At 65.4% G+C, this 24,829-nt stretch carries 22 protein-coding genes and 1 tRNA gene; 13 read left to right on the top strand and 10 right to left on the bottom strand.

Annotation, left to right across the window (positions count from 1 at the left end):
- Window positions 1-133: 133 nt before the first annotated feature.
- A complete protein-coding gene (locus OB916_RS15220) occupies window positions 134-787 on the bottom strand; it encodes a potassium channel family protein (RefSeq protein ID WP_315910151.1) in 654 nt (217 codons plus the stop codon).
- An 83-nt stretch (window positions 788-870) separates the two neighbouring features.
- On the opposite strand from OB916_RS15220, the gene rnz reads away from it, so the two are divergent.
- Both rnz and OB916_RS15210 read left to right on the top strand, forming a co-directional pair.
- A complete protein-coding gene (rnz, locus tag OB916_RS15215; RefSeq protein WP_315910150.1) occupies window positions 871-1,797 on the top strand; it encodes a ribonuclease Z in 927 nt (308 codons plus the stop codon).
- A gap of 106 nt (window positions 1,798-1,903) precedes the next feature.
- Window positions 1,904-3,103 carry a sensor histidine kinase gene (locus tag OB916_RS15210; RefSeq protein ID WP_315910149.1) on the top strand — a complete coding sequence of 400 codons (1,200 nt, stop codon included), beginning with the start codon at window positions 1,904-1,906 and terminating at the stop codon, window positions 3,101-3,103.
- Between the two features lie 16 nt (window positions 3,104-3,119).
- On the opposite strand, the gene OB916_RS15205 is transcribed toward OB916_RS15210, so the two are convergent.
- From OB916_RS15205 to OB916_RS15195, 3 genes are all read right to left on the bottom strand, one after another.
- Complete coding sequence (locus OB916_RS15205) at window positions 3,120-4,220, bottom strand: radical SAM protein (RefSeq protein WP_315910148.1); 1,101 nt, start codon at window positions 4,218-4,220, stop codon at window positions 3,120-3,122.
- Between the two features lie 403 nt (window positions 4,221-4,623).
- The gene (locus OB916_RS15200) at window positions 4,624-5,592 is read right to left on the bottom strand and encodes an aldo/keto reductase (protein WP_315910147.1); all 969 of its coding nucleotides are present in this window, start codon (window positions 5,590-5,592) and stop codon (window positions 4,624-4,626) included.
- A gap of 58 nt (window positions 5,593-5,650) precedes the next feature.
- Window positions 5,651-5,974 (bottom strand): hypothetical protein, encoded by a 324-nt coding sequence (locus OB916_RS15195; RefSeq protein ID WP_315910146.1) that lies wholly within the window; start codon window positions 5,972-5,974, stop codon window positions 5,651-5,653.
- A gap of 86 nt (window positions 5,975-6,060) precedes the next feature.
- Here OB916_RS15195 and OB916_RS15190 point away from each other — a divergent pair, with 86 nt between their 5' ends.
- Window positions 6,061-8,043, top strand: a complete 1,983-nt coding sequence (locus tag OB916_RS15190; protein WP_315910145.1) for a DUF460 domain-containing protein — start codon at window positions 6,061-6,063, stop codon at window positions 8,041-8,043.
- A 102-nt stretch (window positions 8,044-8,145) separates the two neighbouring features.
- Here OB916_RS15190 and uvrA read toward each other — a convergent pair whose 3' ends face one another.
- On the bottom strand, window positions 8,146-11,115 hold the full coding sequence (uvrA, locus tag OB916_RS15185) for an excinuclease ABC subunit UvrA (RefSeq protein WP_315910144.1): 2,970 nt from the start codon (window positions 11,113-11,115) through the stop codon (window positions 8,146-8,148).
- 154 nt (window positions 11,116-11,269) lie between these two features.
- Between uvrA and OB916_RS15180 the strand changes: the two genes are divergently transcribed.
- Entirely contained in the window at window positions 11,270-11,707 is a 438-nt protein-coding gene (locus tag OB916_RS15180; protein WP_315910143.1) for an SRPBCC family protein, read from the top strand.
- A 52-nt stretch (window positions 11,708-11,759) separates the two neighbouring features.
- Here OB916_RS15180 and OB916_RS15175 read toward each other — a convergent pair whose 3' ends face one another.
- The 3 genes from OB916_RS15175 to OB916_RS15165 are packed head-to-tail and all read right to left on the bottom strand — an operon-like array spanning window position 11,760 to window position 16,434.
- Window positions 11,760-13,733: a bacterio-opsin activator domain-containing protein gene (locus OB916_RS15175; RefSeq protein ID WP_315910142.1), complete on the bottom strand. Its 1,974-nt coding sequence runs from the start codon at window positions 13,731-13,733 to the stop codon at window positions 11,760-11,762.
- Window positions 13,734-13,759: 26 nt separating this feature from the next.
- Window positions 13,760-15,349: a phytoene desaturase family protein gene (locus OB916_RS15170; RefSeq protein WP_315910141.1), complete on the bottom strand. Its 1,590-nt coding sequence runs from the start codon at window positions 15,347-15,349 to the stop codon at window positions 13,760-13,762.
- 2 nt (window positions 15,350-15,351) lie between these two features.
- Entirely contained in the window at window positions 15,352-16,434 is a 1,083-nt protein-coding gene (locus OB916_RS15165; RefSeq protein WP_315910140.1) for a Brp/Blh family beta-carotene 15,15'-dioxygenase, read from the bottom strand.
- Between the two features lie 102 nt (window positions 16,435-16,536).
- Between OB916_RS15165 and brz the strand changes: the two genes are divergently transcribed.
- The 3 genes from brz (at window position 16,537) to aroC (ending at window position 18,748) form a co-directional block, all read left to right on the top strand.
- On the top strand, window positions 16,537-16,719 hold the full coding sequence (gene brz, locus OB916_RS15160) for a transcriptional regulator Brz (protein ID WP_315910139.1): 183 nt from the start codon (window positions 16,537-16,539) through the stop codon (window positions 16,717-16,719).
- Window positions 16,720-16,768: 49 nt separating this feature from the next.
- Complete coding sequence (locus tag OB916_RS15155; RefSeq protein ID WP_315910138.1) at window positions 16,769-17,350, top strand: LURP-one-related/scramblase family protein; 582 nt, start codon at window positions 16,769-16,771, stop codon at window positions 17,348-17,350.
- 150 nt (window positions 17,351-17,500) lie between these two features.
- Window positions 17,501-18,748, top strand: coding sequence for a chorismate synthase (aroC, locus tag OB916_RS15150; RefSeq protein WP_315910137.1), 1,248 nt, complete (start codon window positions 17,501-17,503; stop codon window positions 18,746-18,748).
- Between the two features lie 17 nt (window positions 18,749-18,765).
- Here the strand turns inward: aroC and OB916_RS15145 are convergent, their stop codons facing one another.
- A complete protein-coding gene (locus OB916_RS15145) occupies window positions 18,766-19,005 on the bottom strand; it encodes a hypothetical protein (RefSeq protein WP_315910136.1) in 240 nt (79 codons plus the stop codon).
- A gap of 90 nt (window positions 19,006-19,095) precedes the next feature.
- Here OB916_RS15145 and OB916_RS15140 point away from each other — a divergent pair, with 90 nt between their 5' ends.
- From OB916_RS15140 to OB916_RS15120, 5 genes are all read left to right on the top strand, one after another.
- Window positions 19,096-19,725 (top strand): uracil-DNA glycosylase, encoded by a 630-nt coding sequence (locus tag OB916_RS15140; RefSeq protein WP_315910135.1) that lies wholly within the window; start codon window positions 19,096-19,098, stop codon window positions 19,723-19,725.
- A 97-nt stretch (window positions 19,726-19,822) separates the two neighbouring features.
- Window positions 19,823-21,412 carry a phosphoglycerate dehydrogenase gene (serA, locus tag OB916_RS15135; protein ID WP_315910134.1) on the top strand — a complete coding sequence of 530 codons (1,590 nt, stop codon included), beginning with the start codon at window positions 19,823-19,825 and terminating at the stop codon, window positions 21,410-21,412.
- Window positions 21,413-21,584: 172 nt separating this feature from the next.
- A tRNA-Arg gene (locus OB916_RS15130) sits at window positions 21,585-21,657 on the top strand.
- A 410-nt stretch (window positions 21,658-22,067) separates the two neighbouring features.
- A complete protein-coding gene (locus OB916_RS15125) occupies window positions 22,068-22,274 on the top strand; it encodes a cold-shock protein (RefSeq protein WP_008418277.1) in 207 nt (68 codons plus the stop codon).
- 285 nt (window positions 22,275-22,559) lie between these two features.
- Window positions 22,560-23,117, top strand: a complete 558-nt coding sequence (locus OB916_RS15120) for a pyruvate kinase alpha/beta domain-containing protein (protein ID WP_315910133.1) — start codon at window positions 22,560-22,562, stop codon at window positions 23,115-23,117.
- A 50-nt stretch (window positions 23,118-23,167) separates the two neighbouring features.
- On the opposite strand, the gene OB916_RS15115 is transcribed toward OB916_RS15120, so the two are convergent.
- Window positions 23,168-23,749 carry a hypothetical protein gene (locus OB916_RS15115; RefSeq protein WP_315910132.1) on the bottom strand — a complete coding sequence of 194 codons (582 nt, stop codon included), beginning with the start codon at window positions 23,747-23,749 and terminating at the stop codon, window positions 23,168-23,170.
- Between the two features lie 114 nt (window positions 23,750-23,863).
- On the opposite strand from OB916_RS15115, the gene OB916_RS15110 reads away from it, so the two are divergent.
- Window positions 23,864-24,505 carry a DUF309 domain-containing protein gene (locus tag OB916_RS15110; protein WP_315910161.1) on the top strand — a complete coding sequence of 214 codons (642 nt, stop codon included), beginning with the start codon at window positions 23,864-23,866 and terminating at the stop codon, window positions 24,503-24,505.
- Window positions 24,506-24,829: the final 324 nt, after the last annotated feature.

Genomic DNA, 24,829 nt, shown 5'->3' with positions numbered 1-24,829 from the left:
GCGCTCGTCTGACGTGAATTTATGGGCAATCGAGGACATCGACAGCATGGGCGCGCACAACGGCTTCGTTATGCCTCCCATCCTCATCGCGCGCCCGGGCACCCACTACCACCCCTCTCGTTTCCCTTTCTGCCTACGCTCCGAGAGTCGCCCTGATCTCGTCGAGTGACTCCGGGTCAGCCGTGATAGCGATGGTGTCACCAGCCTCGATCGTCGTGGCCGGCAGCGGGATCGACATCGGTTCGTTCGACCGCCCGTGTGCGTAGATGCGTGCGTTTCCGGGTAGCTCGACCTCGACGACGCGCGCTCCGATCACGTCCGCGCCGTCCGGGATGTCGATCGTCGCGACAGACAGCCGCTCGGTCAGATCCGCCAGGACGTTGAAGTCCCCGCCCAGCAGGGCCGTCTTGGCACCGGCCGCACCGAGTCGCTCCGGGTAGACGACCTCGTCGACCTCGCTGGCGTAGGCGTCGTAGATCTCCTCGCGGTAGTCCGCGTCGATCCGCATGACAGTGCGGGCGCCGTGGTGCTTGCCGATCATACACGCCGAGAAGTTGACGTTGAGGTCGTCGGTCAGCGCCGCGATCGCGTCGATTGTCGCGATGCCCGCCTCCTCCAGCAGCGACTCGTCGTCGCCGCTGCCCTGTAGCGCGGTGAATCCCTCCTCACGGGCGCGATCGACTTTCTCCGGGTCGATATCGACGATCGTGACGTCGTGGTCTTCGCTGCCGAGGATCCGTGCAGTACGGATGCCCACCCGACCGAAGCCGACGATGACGAACTTCATGGGTGTGTCATACACAAGCACAGGTAAAAACACTACGGCGATCCGAAGGGCGTTTACTCGCGGGCCTTCGAGTGGCAGGCGAGATGCGCGTGACGTTCCTGGGGACCAGCGGGGCCGTGCCGACGACCGAGCGCAACCCCTCCGCCGTCCTGGTGCGCCGGGAAGGCGAGCGGTTCCTGTTCGACTGTGGCGAGGGGACCCAACGGCAGATGATGCGCTTTTCGACCGGGTTCGACGTCTCTCACATCTTCGTCACGCACCTGCACGGCGACCACGTCCTGGGGATCCCCGGCCTGTTGCAGACGCTGGATTTCAACGATCGGACCGACCCGCTGGCGATCCACGCACCCCACGGGACGCGAAGCCAGCTCGAACAGTTGATCGAGGCCACCGGCGAACGCCCCACCTACCCGCTTCGCATCCACCAGGTCCGTCCCGGGGACACGGTCCTCGACCGCGAGGAGTACGCGGTCGAAGCGTTCGAGACCGACCACCGGACGAAGTCCGTCGGGTACGCGCTGGTCGAGGACGACCGCAAGGGTCGGTTCGACCGACAGAAAGCCGAAGAAGAACTCGGCATCCCGCCGGGACCGAAGTACTCGAAGTTGCACGCTGGCGAGCCCGTCGAGCACGACGGACGGACGGTCCAGCCCGAGGAGGTCGTCGGCCCGCCGCGACCGGGTCGACGGTTCGTCTACACCGGCGACACGCGCCCGACGGTCGCCACGGCCGAAGCGGCCCAGGACGCTGACCTGCTGGTCCACGAGGCGACCTTCGCCGAGGACCGCCGCGACCGGGCCGGACAGACCGGCCACACGACCGCGAAACAGGCCGCTGAGTTGGCCAACCGGGCCGGTGTGAAGCGGCTCGCGCTGACACACATCTCGACGCGCTACGCTGGTCAGGGCAAGCGACTCGAAGACGAGGCCAGCGCGGTCTTCGAGGGCGAGCGTGTGTTCGTCGCCGACGACGGCCAGGCCATCGACGTGCCGTTTCCGGACGCCGAGTAACCCCTCGTAGTGACCGGCGTCATTCTTCCCCCGGGGAACGAAAGTACACGACTGCGCCGCATCGAAACCGAACGGTTAGGTGCGTCCAGTCCATATTACGGGCAAATTGCGAGGAGGACTGACGCTCGACGAGGTCGTCGCCCGGGCCGTATCTGGCCAGTCGGACCGGGCTGTCCGTGTCGTCGTCGGTGGAGCGGTCACTGGCGTCGGGGTCTCCCTGTCGGCGATTATGACTGCTCGCATCCTGAATGGGTTTTCCTCGTCGCTCGGGCTGCTGTTCGGCGGCGTGTTCCCGCTCGCGCTCGCGGTTGTCGTCGCTGTCGCCGGCCTGTTGATCTGGCGATGCCGGTTGACCGCCGAGCAAAGCGGCCACGTCGGCTTCTGGTGGGCGGTCGGCACCGTCGTCGCGACGGCGACCGGATTCGCACTGGTGCTGTTCGAAGCCAGCAGCAGCGTCGAAGCTATCTATTCGACCGTCATCGTCGCCGGCAACGGCGCGAGCGGGGGGCTCGGTGGGTTGATCGTCGGGTGGTACGACGCCCGGCGGCTGCGAGTCGCCACGGGGCGCGAACGCGAACGCCAGCGGCTGGCCGACGAGCGCGAGAAACTCGCGCTGGTCAACCGGATCGTCCGCCACGACATCGGCAACGATCTGCAGATCATCGCGGGGGCGGCCGACGTTCTCGAACGGCACGTCGACCCCGACGGGGAAGACGCCCTCGAGCGCCTCCAGCGGACGGCGAGCGAAGCGATCGACCTCACCGAGCGTCTCCGGACGTTCGTCACCGCACTGGAGGACGAGGCCGACCTCCGGCCGGTCGCCGTCCAGCAGATCGTCCGCACGCAGGTCGACAACCTGCGGGAGCGATATCCGGGCGCGACGGTGTCACTCGAACAGCCGGTTCCGGACGCCGCCGTCCAGGCGGACGAACTGCTCGCGACGGTGCTGCACAATCTCCTGTCGAACGCCGTCACGCACAACGACAGCGACGATCCGCACGTGATCGTGACCGTCGAGGCCGGTGCGGAGACGGTAGGGATCCGGGTCGAAGACGACGGCCCGGGGATCCCCGAGGCGGAGCGAGAGACGCTGTTCGAGCGAGGTGAACTCGGCCCCGGTAGCGACGGCTCGGGCATCGGACTCTACATCGTCGACATGCTCGTCGACCGTTACGGCGGGTCGATCACCGTCGCGGACAGCGACGCCGGCGGAGCCGCCTTTGAGGTCGAACTTCTGCGCGTGGAATCGACAGCACGTACCGCGGCCGCGAGCGCACAGAAAGAGATCGCGGATCCGCCGACCTAGCGACTGGCCGATCGACCTAGCGGCTGGTCGACCTGCTGACCGAGCGGCTGGCGAGCGGACAGAGCGGGTCGCTGGCGAACGGATCGCCCGCGACGGCGTACGCACGCGACCGGGACCCGCCACACAGCTCCCGGTAGGCACACCGGCCACAGCGGCCCGAAAGCTCCTCGGTGTCGCGCAGCCGCCGGAACAGTTCCGAGTCGCGATACAGCGAGACCAGATCCGTCTCGCGGACGTTCCCGGCCGACTCGGGCAGGAAGCCCGAGGGATAGACCTCGCCGCGGTAGCTGACGAAGACGAATCCCGAACCCGCCCGTGTCGAACCGACCGAGATCGGCTCGCCCTCGATCTCGCGGGCGATCCGGCGGTACTGTGGCGCCTCGACGGTGATCAGCCGGAACGGCGCCTCGCGCTGGCGACGGTAGAGCCAGGCCATCCACTCGTCGGCCTCGGCGGGCGAGAGTTGCGTCAGCTCGGCTCCCCGACCGATCGGCACGAGGAAGAACACCTCCCACATCGCCGCCCCGAGTTCCTCGACCTGGTCGGCGATCGCCGGCAGCGTCTCGGCCGTGTTCGCGGTGACGGTCGTGTTGATCTGGATCGACAGGCCCGCCTGCTCGGCCCACTCGGCGGCCTGCTGGACGCGCTCGTAGCTTCCCGCTTCGCCGCGGAACTCGTCGTGACGCTGTGCGTCCGGCCCGTCCAGCGATAGGGCCATCCGGTGGACGCCCGCATCGGCGAACCGCTCGACGACGTCCCGCGTGAGATTCTGCGTCGGCGCGGGCGTCACTGCCGTCGGCAGCCCCAGCTCGGAGGCGTAATCTACCAGTTCGTCCAGATCCGGCCGTTCGAGCGGATCGCCGCCCGAGAAGACCAGGATCGGCGGCGGATGGCCGAAGTCCGCGACGCTTTCGAGCAGTCGCTTCCCCTCCTCGGTCGTCAGCTCCTCGGGATCGCGGTCGGGCTGGGCCTCCGCCCGACAGTGATCACATTCGAGGCCGCAGGCCTGGGTGACCTCCCAGGTGACGATCAGCGGCGTCCGCGAGAAGTCCCGGTCCATCGGCGAACCACCGGGATGGCTGGATCCCGACGGCGGATCGCGTGGCGGCTGGTCCATGCCCGTCTCTCGTTACTGCGTGCTTGTTACCGTTGCGCCGGTTCCCGACGAGTGCGAAGACGCGGTTCAGCGGACCCTGGCACGTGTGAAGACGCGAGTTCGGCAGACTTTCACTCGCGGATGGCCTACCGCAGCCCGTGTCTCAGCGACTGTTCCATCCGATCGTCCTCGGGCTGGCCTGGCTGTGGGTCACCTACCAGCTGTCGGTACTGGCGCTCGTGCTCGTCGGGACGGGGATCGGCTTCGCAGTAATCGATTCGTCTTCGGCGTACTGGGACCGGTGCCGGAGTCGCGAGCGAGCCCCTAGTCGCGGCAGCGCTGCCAGCCGTCGGCACCCTCATGGTGATTGCTGTCCCGATTCCGTTCCCGAAATACGTCGAGAGCGTTGCAGACATCGCGGCAATCACTCGTGGCCGGATATCGGCACCGGCTCGTAGGGCGCTTCGAGATACTCGATCTCGCTGTCGGTCAGGTCGATCTCCAGCGCCTCGACGGCGTCCTCGAGGTGTTCGATGCTGGAAGTGCCGACGATCGGTGCAGTCACCCAGTCCTTGTGGAACTGCCAGGCCATCGCGATCTGGGCCATCTTCACGCCCTTCTCCTCGGCGAGTTCCTGGACGCGCTCGTTTATCTCCCGGCCGCCGCCCTCCGGATAGGGACGACCGATCGAACTCTCGTGTTCGCCCCGCGTGGTCTCCTCGAACTCCTCGTGTGGTCTGGTCAGAAAGCCCGCACCGAGCGGACTCCAGGGCAAGACGTCGATGCCCGCTCGGTCACAGAGCGGGAGCATATCGCGTTCCTCTTCCCGGTAGACGAGGTTGTAGAGGTTCTGCATCGTGGCGAACCGCTCTAGCCCGAGCCGATCACTGGTGTGCAGCGCTTCGGCGAACTGGTAGGCCCACATCGAGGACGCGCCGACGTGTCGGACCTGGCCGCGGCGGACGGTGTCGTCGAGCGCTCGTAGCGTCTGCTCGATGGGCGTGTCGTAGTCCCAGCGGTGGATCTGATAGAGATCGACCGTCTCCATGCCGAGCCGATCCAGCGAGTTCGACAGTTCCTGCTCGATCGTCTTCCGGGAGAGTCCCTGAGAATTGGGATTGTCCTCGTCCATCTCGCCGAAGACCTTCGTGGCGACGACCTGGTCGTCGCGGTCGTACTCCGCAAGCACGTTCCCAAGGATCTCCTCGCTCTCACCGTTCGAGTAGACGTTGGCGGTATCGAAGAAGTTGATCCCCAGATCGATCGCGCGCTCGATGAGTTCGCGGCTTTCGTCCTCGTCGAGCATCCACTCGTCGCTCGACCCGAAACTCATGCACCCGAGGGCGATCTGACTCACTGTGATTCCGGTCGATCCGAGCGTCGTATACTCCATAACCCATCGCTGTTCTCGGCGTAGCCACTAAGGGTTACTGGCGCCGGGCCGAACCGCACTACTGCCGGCGCTGCCAGCCGTCGGCGGCCTCGAGTTGTGGTTCGACGGACTCGATGTCGGCCTGTATTGCCCCGTAGAAACGCTGGCAGCCGACCGGGGTTCGAACGCGCAACACGACGGTGTAGTCGGTCACGTCGAAGACGGACAGCGACCAGGAGCCGTCGGCGTAGACCCACTCGCTCCGACGGAACGATTCGTCGTCAGCAACGACCCGCTCGCCCAGTGGACTGCTCAGGCGGGTCAGCGGCGAGAGATCGAACGGGACGACCGACGGCAGCTCCGCACCGGCCGCCGTGGCGTCCGGTGTGCTGCGAAGGGACATACCTGACGGTTGGCGGTCGACTACCAAAAACCGTCCTGTTCGCTGGCGCACGGGATTTATATCGATCCAGGCCCCTACGAGAACCCGTGAGTACGCGAACAGGCGCTCTCGACGCGCTCGTGTTCGGCGTGGACGTCCAGAGCGGTGACGTCCGCGGTGACGCGCCCTCCTATGCGCTCGTGATCTTCGACGGCGAGTCCATCGAGCGAGACGTCGTCTCCTACCGGAAGCTCCGGCGGCTGATCGACAGCGAGGAGCCCGCGATCGTCGCCACGGACAACATGTACGAACTGGCCAGCGACAAGGACGCGCTGGTGCAGTTCCTGCGACAGCTCCCTTCCGAGACGAAGCTCGTGCAGGTCACCGGCGACGAGCGACCCGAACCGCTCTCGCGGGTCGCCAAGCGCCACGGCGTCCCCTACGACAAGGAGCCGATGGCCGAGGCCGAAGCCGCTGCCCGGCTGGCGGCCGCGAACGTCGGCTACGAGGTCTCGGCGTTCACGAACACGACGGAGGTCAAGGTCGCCCGGGGGCGCTCGACCGGCGGCGGTGGCGGCTGGTCGGAAGACCGCTACACGCGGCGAATCCACGGCGCGGTCAGGACTACCGCCCGGGAGGTCGAGTCAGAACTCGAGGCGGCAGGGCTGGACTACGAGAAAGACGTCACCGAGAAGTACGGCGGCTACGCCAACGCCGTCTTCGAGGTCGAAGGGCGACCGGCTGAGATCCCCGTCTCCGAGCATCGCAGCGGCGACACCCGGATCGAGATCGAGCGCGTACGACGGGACGGCATCGAGTTTCGGCCGCTGGCAAAGCGCCGGGACCACGTGCTGGTCGGCGTCGACCCCGGCACGACGACGGCCGTCGCCATCGTCAGCCTCGACGGATCGGTGCTCGACGTCTACTCGACGCGGACCGACGACGCCGCTGCCGTCACGGAATGGATCGTCGAACGCGGCCGGCCGGTCGTCGTCGCTGCCGACGTGACGCCGATGCCAAACACCGTCGAGAAGCTGCGCCGCAGTTTCGACGCCGCGGGCTGGGTCCCCGATTCGGACCTGCCGGTCGACGAGAAACAGCACCGCACTCGCGAGGTCCCCTACGACAACGACCACGAGCGCGACGCGCTGGCCGCGGCGCTGTCGGCCTACGACGACCACGAGGACCAGATCGACCGGATCGTGACGAAGGTTCCGCCCGAACAGCCCGTCGGCCCGGTCGTCGCCGACGTCGTCGCCGGCGACCACTCCGTCGAGAGCGCGCTGGCCGCCCGCGAGGACGACGACGGTGACGAGCAAGAAAGCGAGCCGAGTCACGAGCCACGGGAGCTGACCGCAGAGGAGAAGAAGATCAACCGGCTGGAGGCCCGGGTCGAACGGCTGGAGTCGCACAACCAGGACCTCAAGGACACGATCGCCACCAAAAACGAGCAGCTACAGGAGTACGAGCGAAAGCTCACGGAAGCCCGCAGCGAGCAGCGGACCGAGGCGCGCAAGCGACGGGAAGTCACGCGGCTCGAACGGGAGAACGACCGCCTGGAGCGGAAACTCCAGGACGAGCGCGAGCGCGTCGAGGAACTGGAGGGCAAGCTCGAACGACTGAAAGCTCTCTGGAAGCTCGATCACTCGAACTTCGCGGACGTCTCCGAGAAACGGGAGGGGCTCGTCCCGGTCAAGATCGTCGAGAAGTTCACCACGGAAGCGATCGTCGACGCCGACGAGCGGTTCGGCCTCGCGAGCGGCGACGTGATCATGTTCCGAGACGCCACCGGTGCGGGCCGCTCGACCGCCGAGCGCCTCGCCGAGATCGAACCACGGCTGGTGTTGCGCCAGGGCGGCCTCTCCGACGCCTCCGACGAGGTGCTGTTCGAGGAGCGGGTTCCGGTCGCCGACGCCGGGAAGGTAACCGTCCAGGAAGTGGACGAACTCGCGGTCGCCCGCGAACGCGAGGTCGAGGCCGCGATCGAGGAGTGGAACGACTGGGTCGCCGAACGAAAGCGCGAGCGTAACCAGCAGATGGTCGATCGACTCATCAGCGAGCACCGGGCGTCCGATCGCGGCGAGAGCTGATCCTGTCGGCTGTACGTTCGTGAAGATATTCGCCACCCCGGGGTGGCGAATCGTTTCGAAATGGTATAGCCGGCAGTATCACGCAGTCACCGCCCGGCCAGGTCAGTCGTCGTCAGCAGCCGGTTGGACTGCCTCTCGATCCGCGCGCGGCCCCTGCAGGTCGACGCCGGGTAGCAGGTCGCGCAGGTACTCGCCGGTGTAGGAGTTCTCGTCGCGGGCGATCTCCTCGGGCGTGCCGGTCGCGACGACCTCGCCGCCGTTCTCGCCGCCCTCGGGGCCGAGATCGATGATGTGGTCGGCGTTTTTCACCAGATCGAGTTCGTGCTCGATCACGACCACGGTGTTGCCGTCCTCGGCCAGCCGGTGGAGCACGTCGATCAGCTTGCGCTCGTCTTCGGGATGCAGGCCTGTCGTCGGCTCGTCCAGCAGGTAGAGGGTTTCGCCGGAGTCTTTCTTGCCGAGTTCCTCGGCGAGTTTGATCCGCTGGGCCTCACCGCCAGAGAGGGTCGTCGAGGGCTGGCCCAGCCGCATGTAGCCCAGACCGACGTCTTTCAGCAGCTTCAGCCGCCGGCGGATGCCGGAGTGGCTCTCGAAGAACTCGTAGGCCTCCTCGACGCTCATCTGGAGGACGTCAGAGATGGTCTTGCCCTTGTAGGTGACGTCCAGCGTCTCGTCGTTGTAGCGGTCGCCGCCACACTCCTCGCAGGGCACGTAGACGTCGCTGAGGAAGTTCATGTCGATCTTGACGTTCCCCTGGCCGCCGCAGGCCTCACATCTGCCCCCCTTGACGTTGAAGGAGAACCGCCCCTTCTCGTAGCCCCGCTGTTTGGAGAGTTTTGTCTCGGCGAACAGCTCGCGGATGTGATCGAAGACGTTGGTGTAGGTCGCGGGGTTCGATCGGGGCGTGCGGCCGATCGGCGACTGGTCGATCAGCCGGACGGTCTCGATCCCCTCGAGCCCCTCGATGTCGTCGTGCTCGCCGGGATTTACATCTGTATCGTTCATCCGCCGGACGAGTCCCTTGTAGAGAATCTCGTGCATCAGCGTGGATTTACCTGACCCGGAAACGCCCGTAATCGCGGTGAAGGTCCCGAGCGGGATCTCCACGTCCAGGTCTTTCAGGTTGTGTTGGCGAGCGCCACGAACCGTGACTGCGTCGTCGCCCTCTCGACGGGTCTCGGGCACCGGGATCGCTCGCTCGCCGGCGATGTACTCGCCGGTGACGCTCTCGTCGGTCTCGACCACGTCCTCGATCGAGCCGTTGACGACGACTTCGCCGCCGCGCTTGCCCGGCCCGGGCCCCATGTCGATGATGTTGTCCGCCCGGTGCCAGGTCTCCTCATCGTGTTCGACGACGAGCAGGGTGTTACCCAGGTCGCGCAACTCTTCGAGCGTATCTAGCAGACGGTCGTTGTCCCGCTGGTGGAGCCCGATCGAGGGTTCGTCCAGCACGTACAGCACGCCCACCAGCCCCGACCCGATCTGGGTGGCCAGCCGGATGCGCTGGCTCTCCCCGCCAGACAGCGTCGAGGCCTCCCGGTCGAGGGTGAGATACTCCAGCCCGACCTCCTCCATGAACCCCAGCCGGGCGCGGATCTCCTTGAGGATCTCCGCGGCGATCTTGGTGTCGCGCTCGTCGAGATTCGCTTCGAGGTTCCGGAAGTGCTCTAGGGCGTCACCGATCGACAACTGATTCACTTCGGTGATCGACGTGCCGTCGACCAGCACCGCGCGGGACTCGGCTTTCAGCCGCGTCCCCTCACACGCCGGGCACGTAGTGGTCGCCATGTACTCCTCGATGTGCTCGCGGGCCCGGTCGGAGTCGGTCTCGACGTGGCGGCGTTCGAGGTTGGGGATGACCCCCTCGAAGCGCTCGGTCTTCTCGCGGGTGCCGTTCTTGGTCGTCCACTGGAAGTGGACCTGCCTGTCGGTGCCCCAGAGGAACTGTCGGCGGATCTCCTCGTCCAGCTCCTCGAAGGGGGTCTCGACGGAGACGCCGAAGTGCTCGGCGACGTTGTCTATCTGCCGGGAGTAGTAGGTCCGGTTGTAGCTCCAGGGCTCGAAGACGTCCTTGAGTGGCTTGGAGGCGTCGGTCACAACGAGTTCGGGATCGACCTCTTTCGTCTCGCCGATCCCCTCACACTCCGGGCAGGCCCCGTGTGGGGAATTAAACGAGAAGCTTCGGGTCTCGATCTCGGAGATGTCGATCCCGCAGTGGGTACAGGCCAGCTCCTCGGAGAACTCGACTTCGAGGCGATCGCGGTCGCTGTGATCGGGGCTGTCGCCGGCTCCGGCTAGATCTCCGGTCGATCTCGCCGTCGCTCCACCCAGCTCCACGTCCTCGGGCGGATCCGGCAGGATGACTTTGAGGACCCCGCCGCTCTCTTCGAGGGCGGTCTCGACGGAGTCGGTGATCCGCGACCGGGCGTCGGGAGCGACCTTCACGCGGTCGACGATCACGTCGATCGTGTGGTCGTAGTTCTCGTCGAGGTCTGGCCGATCCATGGTGAGGTCGTACTCCTCGCCGTCGACCTCGACGCGGGCGTAGCCCTCGCTCACGAGGTCGTCGAACCGATCCTCGAAGGCTCCCTTCTGGTCGCGGACGATCGGCGCGGCCAGTTTCGCCTTCGTCCCTTCGGGCAGCTCGAGGATCCGGCTCACCATGTTCTGGGCGGACTGCTCGCCGACCTCCCGGCCACACTCCGGACAGTGGGGCACGCCGACCCTGGCGTACAGCAGTCGCAGATAATCGTGTAGTTCGGTGACGGTCCCCACGGTCGAACGGGGGTTGTTGGCGGCGTTCTTCTGGTCGATCGAGATCGCGGGGGAGAGCCCTTCGACGTTCTCGACCTGCGGTTTGTCCATCTGGCCCAGGAAGTTCCGGGCGTAGGCGGACAGCGACTCGATGTACCGGCGCTGGCCCTCGGCGTAGACAGTTTCGAAGGCGAGCGACGACTTCCCCGAGCCGGACAGGCCGGTGACGACGGTCAACTCCTCGCGGGGAATCTCGACGTCGACGTCCTTGAGGTTGTGTTCCTCGGCGCCGCGGACCTCGATGACGTCCTTGCTCATTCATCCCGTCTCAAGGGAGCGACTACTGAAACGCTGTCGGTTCTCGATCCGGCTGCGTCCGGCGCGCGAACTCGCGTCTGCCACGGGTGATCCCAAAGTGATTTGGTACCGTTTTCAACCCGTCTGCCGCCAACATCGCAGGTGAGCCGTCCGTATGATTCACTCCGAAGCAGATCTCACCGTCTCCGTTCCGCCCCGGGCCGCGTTCGCGTTCGTCGCGGATCCGTACAACCTCGTCAAACTGATCCCGGGGTTGGTTGCGGTGAGCGAGGTCAGCGAGCGCGCGGACGGCACCCGACGCGGCCGGTACCAGTACGAACTGGCGGGGATCTCGCTGACGGGCGCGTTCGAGGAGAGTCAACACGAAGAGCCGGCACTGCTGGTCCGGTCGCTCAGCGGCGCGATCGAGGGGACCTGGCGCTACCGGTTCGAAGCAGCCCCGGGTGGGACGACGATCTCCTACACGGCAGAGCTTGAGTTTCCCGAGACGGTCCTCGATCGACTGCCCGAACTCGCCGTCCAGGCGTACGTCGACGGCGAACTCCAGACCGCCATCGCCACCCTCCGGGCGTTTCTGAACGCCGGAGAGTGACGCCCTCACGAGGCGGGTCCCACGGGGCTTGACCCCGAGATGGTGAACTCGATCACGACTGTCCCTCGAAGAAGGCCGTCAGCAGTTTCTTCTCGGCGGCCCGGAGATGCTGGTAGAACGTCGAGGGGACGACGTCCATCGAGGCCGCGAGCTGGTCGCCGTCGCTGCGGCGCGGCCACTCGAAGAAGCCGCTGACGTAGGCCTTCTGGAGCGCCGTCAGCTGCCTGGCGGTCAGTTCGTCTTCGACAGTCGCACGGAACCCCTGGCGCGTCTGTGCGGGCTGATCCGATTCGTGATAGGCGACGAGCTCGACCGTCTCGTAGTTGTTCTCCAGTTCGTCGACGATCGCCCGTCCGTTCTGTTCGGTCGCGACTCTGAAGCGCAACTTGACGGCGTTGGCGTCGAACTCGACGGTCGTGATCTGTGCGCCGTACTCCGAGAGCGTGTTCACGAACGGCGGACTCTCGACGGCCACCTCGACCATCGGATCGTCGTCGTCAGCGAGGACGGTCGCCTCGATCACGTCGGGGATCGACTCGGCTGCCGTCACGACTGCTTCGATATCGCCCTCTACCTCGAACAGCAACAGCAGGTCGCCGTCGTGGCGGATCAGCGTGTTCTCGTGGACGGCCCCGTCGCCGAGCGCTTCCGAGAGGCGGGTCAACGTCGTCTCGTCGTGTAACTCGACGCCGATCTCGATCACCGTGTCGGTCGTCACGGTCTGTTTGCTCAGCAGGTCGTTGATCGCCGCGCCGATCGAGCGCCCCAGCGCCTGCAGGACGGTCGTCTCTTCCTCGTCGAACGACTGCGTCCGGCTGTAGACTGCCAGCACGCCGTAGGTCGTTCGCCTGTAGGTCAGCGGGATCACCACGCCCTCTTCGCCTTCCCGACAGCGCACGGGCCCGGCCAGCGAGTCGTCGAGACGCATCAGCGACTGCTCGTCGACCGCCGTCGCGAGCGGCGCGGCGTCGTCAGCGGTCAGATCGATCATGTCGTCGCCGTCGGCTCGCCTTCGGACGACGTGCGCCCCGGGATCGTACTCGCCGATCCAGGCCCGGGAGATCGCCTCGTCGTCGCCGATGCGCTCGACTGCGCGCTCGTAGATGTCGTCAGTCGAGTCGGCTGTGACGACGATCTCGGTGACGTCACCGATCAACCCGTTGATCCGGTCGAGCAGCCGCTGGAGGCGCTCGCGCTCGCGCTCGATCTGGAACTCCGCCTCCTTGCGCTCGGTGATGTCCTGCTGGAACGCGACGTAGTTGGTTACTTCGCCGTCCTTACCCCGGATCGGCGTGATCTTCAGCTGGTTCCAGAACAGCGTCCCGTCCTTGCGGTAGTTGCGCAACTCAACCGAGACCGGTTCACCCGTATCGAGGGCGTCCCTGATCTCGTGTGTCCGCTCGATTTCCGTGTCCGGTCCCTGGAGAAACCGACAGTTGACGCCGATCGTCTCTTCTTTCGTGTAGCCGGTGATCCGCTCGAAGGCGTCGTTGACGTAGATGAGCGGCTCGTCCGGCAGTGTCGCGTCGGCGATCGTCATCCCGACCGGCGCCTCGTCCATCGCGCGCTCCTTGAGTCGCTGTTCCTCCTCGGCGGTCAGGTCGCTGATGGGCATCCGCACGCGGCCGCTCTCGCCCGACCGGACCATGACGTGCTGTTCGACCCGTTCCGCGACGATTCCGAGCGCGTCGTCGTCGCTGGCGGGGACGTAGGCGGTCACGTTCTCGTCGACGGCCTGCCGGGCCACGCCTCCGTCCTCGGTCGCCGGCACGAGCACGACCGGAAAGGATGGCAGATCCTGTCGCACCGCTCTCAGGAAGGCGATCCCGTCGAATCCGGCCGGGTGGTGATCGACGACCGCTCCGTCGACGTCCCCCTCTGTCACGCGATCCAGTGCCGCCGGGAAGTCGGTCTCGACGACGACGGTCCCCTGAATAGCGCGTTCGAGCGAGCCGGCATCTACCGGGCCCGATCGAGGTGTCTCGCCCACGCGCAGGAGCCGCCGCGTCTCCGACGCCGCAGTCATGGCGACGTGCTACGGTCGGCGGTGATTTAAATCCGAGCCATGAGTCGGTCCAGCGCCGAACCCCCTCCAGTGCGATCCTCGACGACCGCTTCGGCGACGTGCTGGCCGCTGATCAGCGTCATCGGGACGCCGATCCCGGGGTTGGTGTAGCTGCCGACGTAATAGAGGTCCTCGACGTTCGACGCGCGATGCGGGGGGCGCAGCGGCCCGGTCTGTCTGAGCGTATGCGCGAGTCCGAGGGCCGTCCCCTCCGGATAGTTGTACTGCGTCCGGTAGTCGGAGACGCAGGCCGACCGCTCGAAGACGATCCGGTCGCGCAGGTCGACACCGACTTCCTCGGCCAGGTGCGAGAGCACCTTCTCGCGGTAGCGCTCGCGGGTCTCGCTGTCGTCGTCCAGCCCCGGCGCGATGGGGACGAGGATCACGACCGCGTGGTGGCCGTCGGGTGCGACGGCGTCGTCGGTCTTGGATGGCACCGACAGGTAGTAGGCGGGATCGTCCGGCCAGGCCGGATCGTCGAAGATCCGCTCGAAGTGGGGGTCCCAGTCCGGCGGGAACACCAGCGAGTGGTGCGCGAGCGGGCCGACCGACCCCTCGACGCCGAGGTAGAACATGATCGCGGAGGGCGCGTAGGTCTTGCCCTCCCAGTACTCGGGGTCGTGATCGCGACTCCCCGGCGAGAGCAACTCGCGCTCGACGTGGGCCGGGTTGGCGTTCGAGACCAGGACGTCCGTCCGGCGACGCCCCTCGCTCGTCTGCAGCGCCAGCCCGGTCGTCGTGTTCTGGACGTCGGTGACCTCGATGCCGGCCTCGTATTCGACGCCCAGCTCCTCGCCGAGCTCGACCAGTCCCTCGACGACGCTGTAGATCCCGCCTTCGGGATAGTAGACGCCCAGGTTGTAGTCGACGTGTGCCATCAGGTTGTACAGCGCCGGCGTGTTGTGTGGCGACCCCCCGAGGAACACGAGCGTGTACTGGAGTAGCTGCTGGAGCTTCGGCTCGTCGAAGTAGCTCTCGACGTGCTCCTGCATCGAGCCCAGCAGCGACAGCCCCCGGCCGGATCTGGCGACGTCGAGGTCGATCATATCGCGCAGCCGCGAGCGGTCCTCGTAGACGAAGTTCCCCATCCCGACCTCGTAGGAGTACTCGGCTTCCGCGAGATACTCGTCGAAGGTCTCGCCGCCGCCCTCCTCGTAGGCCGCGAAGATCTCCCGCGACCGAGAGACGTCAGGCGTCGTCGTCACCCAGTCACAGCGCGGCTGCTCGTCGAGGTCGTCGGCGTACGGCGACCCTTTCTCGGGCTGTGGCTCGGTCTCGGTGTAGAACACCCGGTAGTGTGGATCGAGCGGTTCGATGGTGTAGTAGTCCTCGGGCGCCCGGTCGAAGTGTCCGAAGAACCGCTCGAAGACGTCGGGCATCAGATACCAGGAGGGGCCGGTATCGAAGCGAAACCCCTCGGCTTCGATGAGGTTTGCGGCACCGCCGAGCCGTTCGTTCTGTTCGAGGACGGTCACGTCGGCCCCCGCGTCCGCGAGGTACGCGGCCGCCGAGAGCCCGCCGAAGCCACCGCCCATCACTGTCACGTCCGCGCCGTCGAGTGGAGTGTCGTCGAACATGGTCAGGGTACGTACCAGATTCCGCGATCGCGATCGTACCACGAACCGATGATGACGTGCGGAAGTGCGATAATACTAATGAAAATACTCCAGAACGCTACCAGCCCGATCGCGAGACTCTCGCCACCGAGTGGCTGGGGCGCAAGCGTCCACAGCAGTCCCGCCAGTCCGAACGTCGCGACGCTGCCGGCGATCAACACGCCCCAGGCCCCGAGCGCGACCAGCCGGGTGTCGTCGCTGTCGAGAATCGCGAGTACTCCCTCGCCGCTCGTCGACTCTGCGGGTTCGCTGTCGACGGCCGTCGTCCGCGCGACCTGTCGGGCCGAGTACCACAGCGGGAAGTACAATCCGACCGCGACGACGACCGGCACGACGGCGAAGTAGACGACCAGAAGCAGCGTCTCGGCGGCGTCGGCGACGTACGAGCCGGTCCCGGCAGCCTGGAGGTATCCGAGCGAGAGATGTGCGACCAGCAGCGCCCCGAACCCGCCGCCGATCAGCCACCGCGTCAGGTCGAAGTACGGACTCACGGCCGCGAGGCCACCGGGCTCGAAGATGTCGACCATGATCGCGCTGAATGTGTGGAACGTCTCCGGGAAGAAGAAGATCGGCACGGCCATGACCGCGCCGCCTCTGACCAGCGCCGCCAGCGCGCGCTGGGGCTTGCTCCGCAAGTGGTCGGTCCCGTAGGTGACGTCCATGACGTGCAGACCACCGTGGCCGCCCTTGGCGACCGCGACGCTGATCGCCAGCGCCAGCCCGACGATCGGCGCCACGAACAGCAGCGTGATGAACCCGGCAATGCTCGTCAGGTACAGCGCCACGTACCGCGACTGGAAGGTGACCGTCCGTCGGCGGAGGTTGTTGAAGTGCTCGAAGCCGCCGTGGGGGAGGTTCAGCGCGACCATCCCGAAGAGATAGACGAACGCTTGCGTGCGCAGCGACAGCTCGACGCCGGCGATCGTCGCCCCGGCGAACGCGATCGTCAGCGCGAGCAGTGCCACGCGTGAGACCGCAAGCGTCCTCCCGCCCGGAACCTCGGGGACGAGCTTCGGCACCGTCAGTCGATGGGCGTGTTCGGACATCGCCAGTAACTAGTTCCGGTTTCGGTATCAAAGCCGGACCAAACACGTTGGGCGCGATCGATCCCGTAGCCGTTTTGCCCCGGGGCCACGAACGACCTCGATATGGGGATCCGGCAACTGCGCTGTCCCGAGTGTGGCACCGACGCGAGCATGGGCCTGCCTCGGGACTCGACCGTTCACGGAATCTCGGCGACCGAACCGCCCGAATCCGAGGCGGACGACCGCAAGGTCAGGTCAGTCGCGTGCCCGAACGACCACGAGTTCTACGTCACGTTCACGTTTTGACCGGGCACAGATCACTGGATTTAAGTAATCTTTCTGTGACGAGCCGATCATGAGTCAGCGTGGGGAGTACACGATATCGGGAATCGATCTGACAGACGACCGCTACACCGTCGTCCAGTCGCTGGTCCGCAACAAGTACCGCGCCGAGGACGCCAGCGGGAACGTCGTGTTGCGCGGCAAGCAGAAGATGCTCAAGATGAAAGAGGAGTTCCCCTTCGTCGACAGCGACGGCAACGGGGTCTTCACCGTCAAGGCGGGGAGCATCATCGACGTCGCGGGCGATTACATCCTCACGGACGCCCAGACTGGCGAAGACGTCGTGATCCTCGACAACGACTATTCGATCTTCCAGGACACGTGGAAGATCCGCGACGCCCGCGACGAGCGAAAGCTCGCCGAGATCAACTCCAGGGGCGCAGCGGTCACGCTCGCCCGGAATACGATCCCGTTCGGCGGCTGGATCCCGCACAAATACGAGATCACGGACGTGGACGGGGATCACGTCGGTAACATCTCGGGGCAGTTCTCGCTGAAAGACACCTACGACATCACGATCGACGACGCCAGCGACGTCCCCAAAGAGCCGATCGTCGCCGCGGCGATGGTCATCGACGCGATTCAGGGGAACTGATTGTACCGATTTACCGCACCGACCGCCCCGCGTGCGGAACAGACGTCCAATAATCCGTCTGATAGGGACTGCTGTCGGTCCGGACGGCCACCCAACTGCACGGTCGAAGAGTGGTAGCCTTCAAATGCCTCCGCCTCCCACGGAGGAACAATGAACGGCAACAGTTTCGGTCGGCTCTTCGAAGTGACGACCTACGGGGAGAGCCACGGCGAGGCGATGGGGTGTACGGTCTCGGGCGTGCCTGCAGGAGTCGAACTCGACGAGGAGGACATCCAGAAAGACCTCGACCGGCGCAAGCCGGGCCAGTCGATGATCACGACCTCGCGGGACGAACCAGACGCGGTCTCGATCAAGTCGGGCCTGCAGGACGGGTACACGACCGGCACGCCGGTCGGGATGGTCATCCAGAACAAGGACGCACGCTCGGGCAAGTACGAACCGTTCGTTACCGCGCCCCGCCCCAGCCACGGCGACTTCACCTACTCGGCGAAGTTCGGCACCCGGAACTGGGGCGGCGGCGGCCGCTCCTCTGCCCGGGAGACCGTCAACTGGGTCGCCGCCGGCGCGATCGCAAAACAGGTCCTCGAACAGTCGGAGTACGACGTCCGGATCAAGGCCCACGTCTGCCAGCTGGGTGACATCGAGGCCCCGGAGGTGTCCTTCGAACAGATGCTCGAACACAGCGAGGAGAACGAGGTGCGGTGTGCCGATCCCGAGACGGCCGAACGGATGCGCGAGCTTGCCGACCAGTACCAGAAAGAAGGCGACTCCATCGGCGGCGCGATCTACTTCGAGATGCGCGGAGTGCCGCGGGGACTGGGCGCGCCGCGGTTCGACAGCTTCCCCTCGCGGATGGCCCAGCTGCTGTACTCGATCCCCGCGGTCAACGACCTCGAGTACGGGATCGGCCGCGAGGCCCGGACGACCGCCGGCAGCGAGTACAACGAGGACTGGGAGTTCGAGGGCGAGTCGCGAAGCGACTCGGAACCGTCGAGCGGCGACGAGCCGCGAGACAGCGGCGACCCCGTCCCCGTCGGCAACGACCACGGCGGGATCCAGGGCGGGATCACGACCGGCGATCCCATCTACGGCGAAGTGACCTGGCACCCGCCCGTCTCCATCCCGAAGAAACAGCAGACCGTCGACTGGGAGACCGGCGAACGGAAGGAGATCCAGGTCGTCGGTCGTCACGATCCGACGCTGCCGCCGCGAGCCGTTCCGGTCGTCGAGGCGCTGCTGTACAGTACGGTACTGGACTTCATGCTACTCGGTGGTCGGATCAACCCCGACCGGCTGGACGACCGGCCCGGCGAGTACGACACCGACTACCACCCCTCGAGTCCGGTCAACGACCCCGACGACGCGGACACCCACGCCGAGACGCTCGACGAGGAGTAAATCGTCTCCGAGAGACTCTAGTTCGGCTCGGCCTCGTCGCTACGCATCTCTTCTCTGAGGACGCGCCAGCGTCGCCGGGCGCAGATGATCGCGTCGAAGAAGACGATCACGAGCCCGGCGATTCCGAGCCACTGCAACAGTGGGTACTGCTCGAACAGTGGCGTGAAGTACGCCACGAGCACGAACAGCCCGATGTATCCGAACCGGGCGAACCGTCGTATACTGAACAGTTCGGAGCGTGCGAGCGCGTCGGCCATGACCGTCGTTGGGAACCGATCGGCAAGAACCTGTGGGAGAGAAATCGCCGCGACCGGGCCTGTTTTGCCCCTCCAGCCGGACAGCAGCACATGGACGCAAATCAGGAGTCACCGTACAACCCGTTCGGGATGGACGAAGCGTGTCAGAACTGTCCCGAACTGGCCGAGAGCCGGACGCAGGTCGTCCACGGCTACGGCGACGTGAGCGCGGAGTTCGCCTTCGTCGGCGGGTTCCCCGACGCCGGGGCCGACGAGGTGGGGATCCCATTCATGGGCGCGGGCCGGGAGACGATGCTCGAGATCCTGCGAGAGACGGGGTTCACGGACTCGCCGCCGGAGACGACAGAGCCCGAGATCGACAACGCCGTATTGACCTACGCCGCGCGGTGTCATCATCCCGACCGGAAGCCAACCGACGGGGAGTTCAGCGCGTGCGAGCCCTATCTCACGAGCGAACTCCGGATGATCAACCCGGAGATCATCGTCGCCGTCGGTCAGCACGCTCTGGAGGCGCTGGCCTGGGAGTACACCACTCGCAGTGCCGACGAGTTCGACGTCGAGGCCGAGCACGCGAGTACGGTCCGCGGACGCGGCTTCGAGATCGTGCCGATGATCGAACCGGCCGAACAGACCGACGCCCAGACCGACGCGCTGATCGAGCACCTGCTCGGCGTGCTGGGTCGGGACTATCGACAGACGAAGGGTCGGCGCGGTCGCTGACGACGCTCAACGAGAGACGCAACGATCGCTGATCGACGCCGGCGGCCGCGAGCGCCGTTTGGCAAGCGTTATGCCGGGCGGGGAAGTCACGTCAGATATGAACGTCGTAGTTACGGACGCCGTCGACGACGCGGGTCTGGCACGGCTGCGCCAGGCGGGTCACGACGTCGAGCTGGCCACGGACGCCGACCGCGAGGAGTTGCTCGAACTGGTCGCCGACGCACACGCACTGATCGTCCGGTCGGGGACGACCGTCGACGAGGAACTGCTCGATGCGGCACCCGAACTGGCCATCGTCGGGCGCGCAGGTATCGGCGTGGACAACATCGACGTCGAGGCGGCGACCGATCGCGGGGTCATCGTCGCGAACGCGCCGGAGAGCAACGTCCGGGCGACCGCCGAGCACACCGTCGCGCTGGCGTTTGCGACTGCCCGGAAGATTCCCCAGGGGCACATGCAGCTGAAAGACGGCTACTGGGCGAAAGGCGACATCCTCGGCTCGGAGTTCAACGGCAAGACGCTGGGCGTCGTCGGACTGGGCCGGATCGGTCAGGAGGTCGCCAAGCGACTCGGCAACCTGGAGATGGATCTGGTGGCCTACGACCCGTATCTCAGCGAAGAGCGGGCCCGACAGCTCGGGGTCGAACTGGTCGACGACATCGAGACCTGTTTCGCGCAGGCGGATTTCGTCACGCTGCACACGCCCAGGACGGCCGAAACGGACAGTTTCGTCGACGAGGAATTGCTGGCCGAACTCGAGGACGGCTACCTGATCAACTGCGCCCGTGGCGGGCTCATCGACGAGGCGGCCCTGGCGGAGGCCGTCGACGACGGCATCCTGTATGGCGCGGCAGTCGACGTCTTCGAGACCGAGCCGGTCGAGCCGGACAATCCCCTGCTGAAGGCCGAGAACGTGATCGTGACGCCGCACATCGCTGCCAGCACCGAATCGGCGAAACAGAACGTCTCGATCAGCATCGCCGATCAGATCCTCTCGGCGTTCGACGGCGACATCGTCACCAACGCGGTCAACGCCCCCTCGGCCGGTGAAGCCGTCTACCCGACGATCCGTCCGTACGTCAAAATCGCCGAGACCGCGGGCAAGGTCGCGATGCAACTGCTTGGCGGCCACGTCGAATCGGTCGAGATCACCTACACCGGGGACATCGCCGACGAGAACGTCGACGTCGTGACCGCGAGCGCCCTGCAGGGCGTGTTCTCGCCGCTGGAGTGGCAGGCCAACGCGATCAACGCCGAGCGGATCGCCGAGGAGCGCGGCGTCGACGTCACCGAGTCGAAGACCCGACAGGTCGAGGACTTCAACAACCTCGTGACCGTCGAGGTCAGCGACGGCGACCATTCGGTCAGCGTCGAGGGGACCCAGTTCGACGACGACGATCCGCGGATCGTCCGCATCCAGGGCTACCGCGTGGAAGCGATCCCCCACGGCCACATGCTCGTGGTGCGCAACCGCGACGAACCCGGCGTGATCGGATTCATCGGCTCGGTCATGGGCGAGTACGACATCAACATCGCGGGCATGTTCAACAACCGTGAGTCCCGCGGCGGCGAGGCGCTGACTGTCTACAACCTCGACAGCGCTCCCGGCGAGGAACTGCTCGAAGAACTCGCTGCGGACGACCGCATCATCGAGACGACGCACATCTCGCTCAACAACGGCGACTAACCGGTCGGCTGAGACCGCCGGCGTGTGGTTTCGAAGGCGCTCGGTTCCGTCTGGAGGATCTTTTCACGAGCGTGCGGCTGGTTGTATGTGCAACCCCGGCTGTCTGTACACGGCGCGGCGGCCCCCTCCGAATCGTAACCCCTTTAGTTGCCACCGGAGTACGGGTAGATGAGTCCGGGTAGGGTAGTGGACTATCCTCTTGGCTTGCGGAGCCAGGGACCGGAGTTCAAATCTCCGTCCGGACGTTTCTGCCGACGCAAAACCGCGAGTGTCGCGAGCGGTCCCCGTCGGCGTAACTTCACGAGGAGATTTGAACAGAGAAGTCGCAGCCCGGGAAGCGACCGTAGGGAGCGACCCGGAACGTCTTCACGAGTTCAAATCTCCGTCCGGACGTTCATTTCGTTCACGTCCGACGTGCCCTGCGCTACATTTTGCGACGCTACATGACGAGCGAAGCGAGTCGTCAGCGTCGCGTATGCGGCCAGAGGAAATGTGAACAGACGAGAAAGGCGCAGCGAAGCGAGCGTTTCTCGGCGAGTCTGTCGAATCACCTCGAAATGTTATAGCCGGCAGCATGACCCTGTAAGACTTGAAGGGGGATGGTACCCTGACCCTCGGAAGTGTTATCCCTCATCTGGCCATACGTTTGTTTGTAATGGCTAACGGTAAGGTTGATTTCTTCAACGACACAGGCGGCTACGGTTTCATTTCGACTGACGACGGCGATCTCGACGACGACGAAGACGTTTTCTTCCACATGGAGGACGTCGGCGGAGAGGATCTCACGGAAGGTACTGAGGTCGAGTTCGACATCGAGTCCTCCCCGAAGGGGCCTCGCGCGGCGAACGTCGTCCGGCAGTAATACCGAGACACGCTCGTCGCTCATAGCGACGAACACGATTCTCGATTTTTCGAACGGTCACACGTCCCAGCTGATGCTCTCTGTACACACCGAGAGAACGGTCCGTGACCGATACGCGCGGTGTATGCAGCACGACCACTGGATCTGCCACTTGCTGAGGTATTTGACGTGGTCGTCCCGGCGTTTCTACCGACGCGATACCGCAACCAACGCGAGTCGTCAGCGTCGCGTAGACGCACAGGGGAATGGAAATCTATAGCCCGCAGGCGATCGAATCTCGGGCCGATGATCCACACCGACGACCACAGTACGACAGAGTTGCTCGACCGGGCCGTCGAGTACACCGAGGACAACCCCGTCGACGCGGTCTGTGTGGCGTCGACTTCCGGTGAGACGGGAGCGAAAGCCGCTGAGCGGTTCGGCGAGGATCTGATCGTCGTCGGCCACTCCTACGGCTTCGACGAGGAGAACGAACAGGAACTGCAACCGGAACACGTCGAGGCTATCGAGGCAGCTGGCGGGGAGGTGTTCGTCGGGCCGATGATCCTCAGCAACGTCGGTTCGGCTATCGCTGAGCGCAACGGCTACTCCGGGCTCGACGTCGTCGCGGACACGCTGCGGCTGTTCGGCCAGGGGACGAAAGTCGCTGTCGAGTGTCCGATCATGGCCTGCGACGCCGGGCTCGTCGACAGCGGCGATCGCGTCCTCTCGATCGGCGGGACCGGCAGCGGTGCCGATACCGCGCTACTCGTCCGCGCGGCCAACAGTCGCGACTTCTACGAGACGCGCGTGCTCGACGTGATCGCCAAACCGGCCGACGAGGAGAACCTCATCTTCTGGTGACGCTTCCGGTTGTCCCGTCGTGAAGATCGCGGAGCGGCACTGTCGCACCGTCACTCGACACCGAACGCGCCACACCCGTAGACGTGCGAGACTTCGCCCTCCTCGTTGACGGTAACCTCGACGCTGGTGAGTTCCAGGTCGACGCAGTCGACAACGAACCATCTGACCACGGTGTCGCCGCTTTCGACAACGGTGACGAGCATCGACGACGGTCGGTCGGCGAACTCGAAGGCACTACCGCCCGTTCCGCCTGAGACCGCGAACGCGACGGAATCTCCAGGGTTGATGGGTTCGACGCCAGTCGCACCGTCGAGTGCGCCGGCCGGGAGTTCCTCGGGCGAGAGAACGCCCGGGTAGGTCCTGGAACTGCCGTCATAGTGGATGCGAACGCCGTCGTTTTCGGGACGTATCACTGATCCGGTGACCCGGACGTCGGACGCCGCCGTCACCCGGAACGTGACCGCCTCCGCGGGGTCGACCGTTACGGGATCGGTTGCTGGCGTTCCAACTGCCGTGGTCGGTGTCGGGGAATCAATGGGCGTCGTCGACGGCGTGTCGTCTCCGAGACTGATACAGCCAGCGAGGACGATGACGAGACTCAAAAAGAGCGTCGTGAGCAAACGCTGTCTCATAGTCTTCGAATACGTCGTAGATGATAATAAATTCGCACTGACAGTAGCTAGCAGCGAGGCAACTCGTGATCGTCGCGCGAAAGCACCATGAGCGTCCGATCCCAATCCGGGCGCATGGAGGCACATCTCCGGGCCGGGATCGCGATCTACAACGAGGGGTACTACCACGCCGCCCACGACGCCTGGGAAGAATACTGGATGGGGTTGTCGGAGGGCCCGGACAAAGACTTCCTGCAGGGGCTGATCCAGTTTACCGCCGCAGTCTATCACACGACCACCGAGAACTGGATCGGGGCGCGCAAACTCTCGACGAAGGCGCAGACGTATCTCGACGGGCTGGGAGACAGCTATCGGGGCGTCGATTTGCGGCCGGTCCGGTACCACCTCCGGGCACTCGAACGGGAGTCCGAGCGGGTCGGCAGCGAGCCGCCGCCCGCGATCGAACACGACGGCGACGCGCTCGGTTTCGAGGCGCTCAGCTTCGAGGCGACCGCCGTCGCCGCGACGGTGCTGGCTGAGGAGTGGGGATACGACGAGGACATCTTCGAGCGCGCCGCTGAGTACGCCAGCCGAGACATCGAGGACGGCAACGAGACGAGCCCGTTCATGGCGTTGCTTTTCGATTTCGTACGTGAGTCCCAGACTGGCGGCGAGAACGAGTCCGACGTCGACCACCGGGACATCATCGCCCAGCGCCTCGGCGAACACGTCGACCGTCGCGAGAGTCGCGAGGCCGACGTCGATGGGCTGTTCTAGTCGTCTAATCCCTCTGAATCGGTCACAGTGATACTGACAGGGAATAGGGGTCGATAGCGCCCGTGCAAGATGGAGCGCGCATAGTCAGCACGCCTCGGTCACGATACTGGTGGGTAAACGAGGCGGAGAGGACCTTCGATATCAGCGTTGATCCTGGTAGCATCGACGAGGCATGGAGTCGCCCTGTCTCTGCATCGCGTAACAGCCTGGTACGTACTCTATAACAAACTCAGCTTTGCACGTTGAAGTAGGAGCGTGACGTAGGCGGTAGCAAGGACAGATGATGCCGATTACGGACTTTCTGTCGTGCACGCGCGTGTTCGA

The sequence above is a fragment of the Halapricum hydrolyticum genome, from assembly GCF_025517535.1.
In the GTDB taxonomy this organism is placed as follows: Archaea; Halobacteriota; Halobacteria; order Halobacteriales; family Haloarculaceae; genus Halapricum; species Halapricum hydrolyticum.
This window is presented reverse-complemented; position numbering and strand designations above follow the sequence as displayed.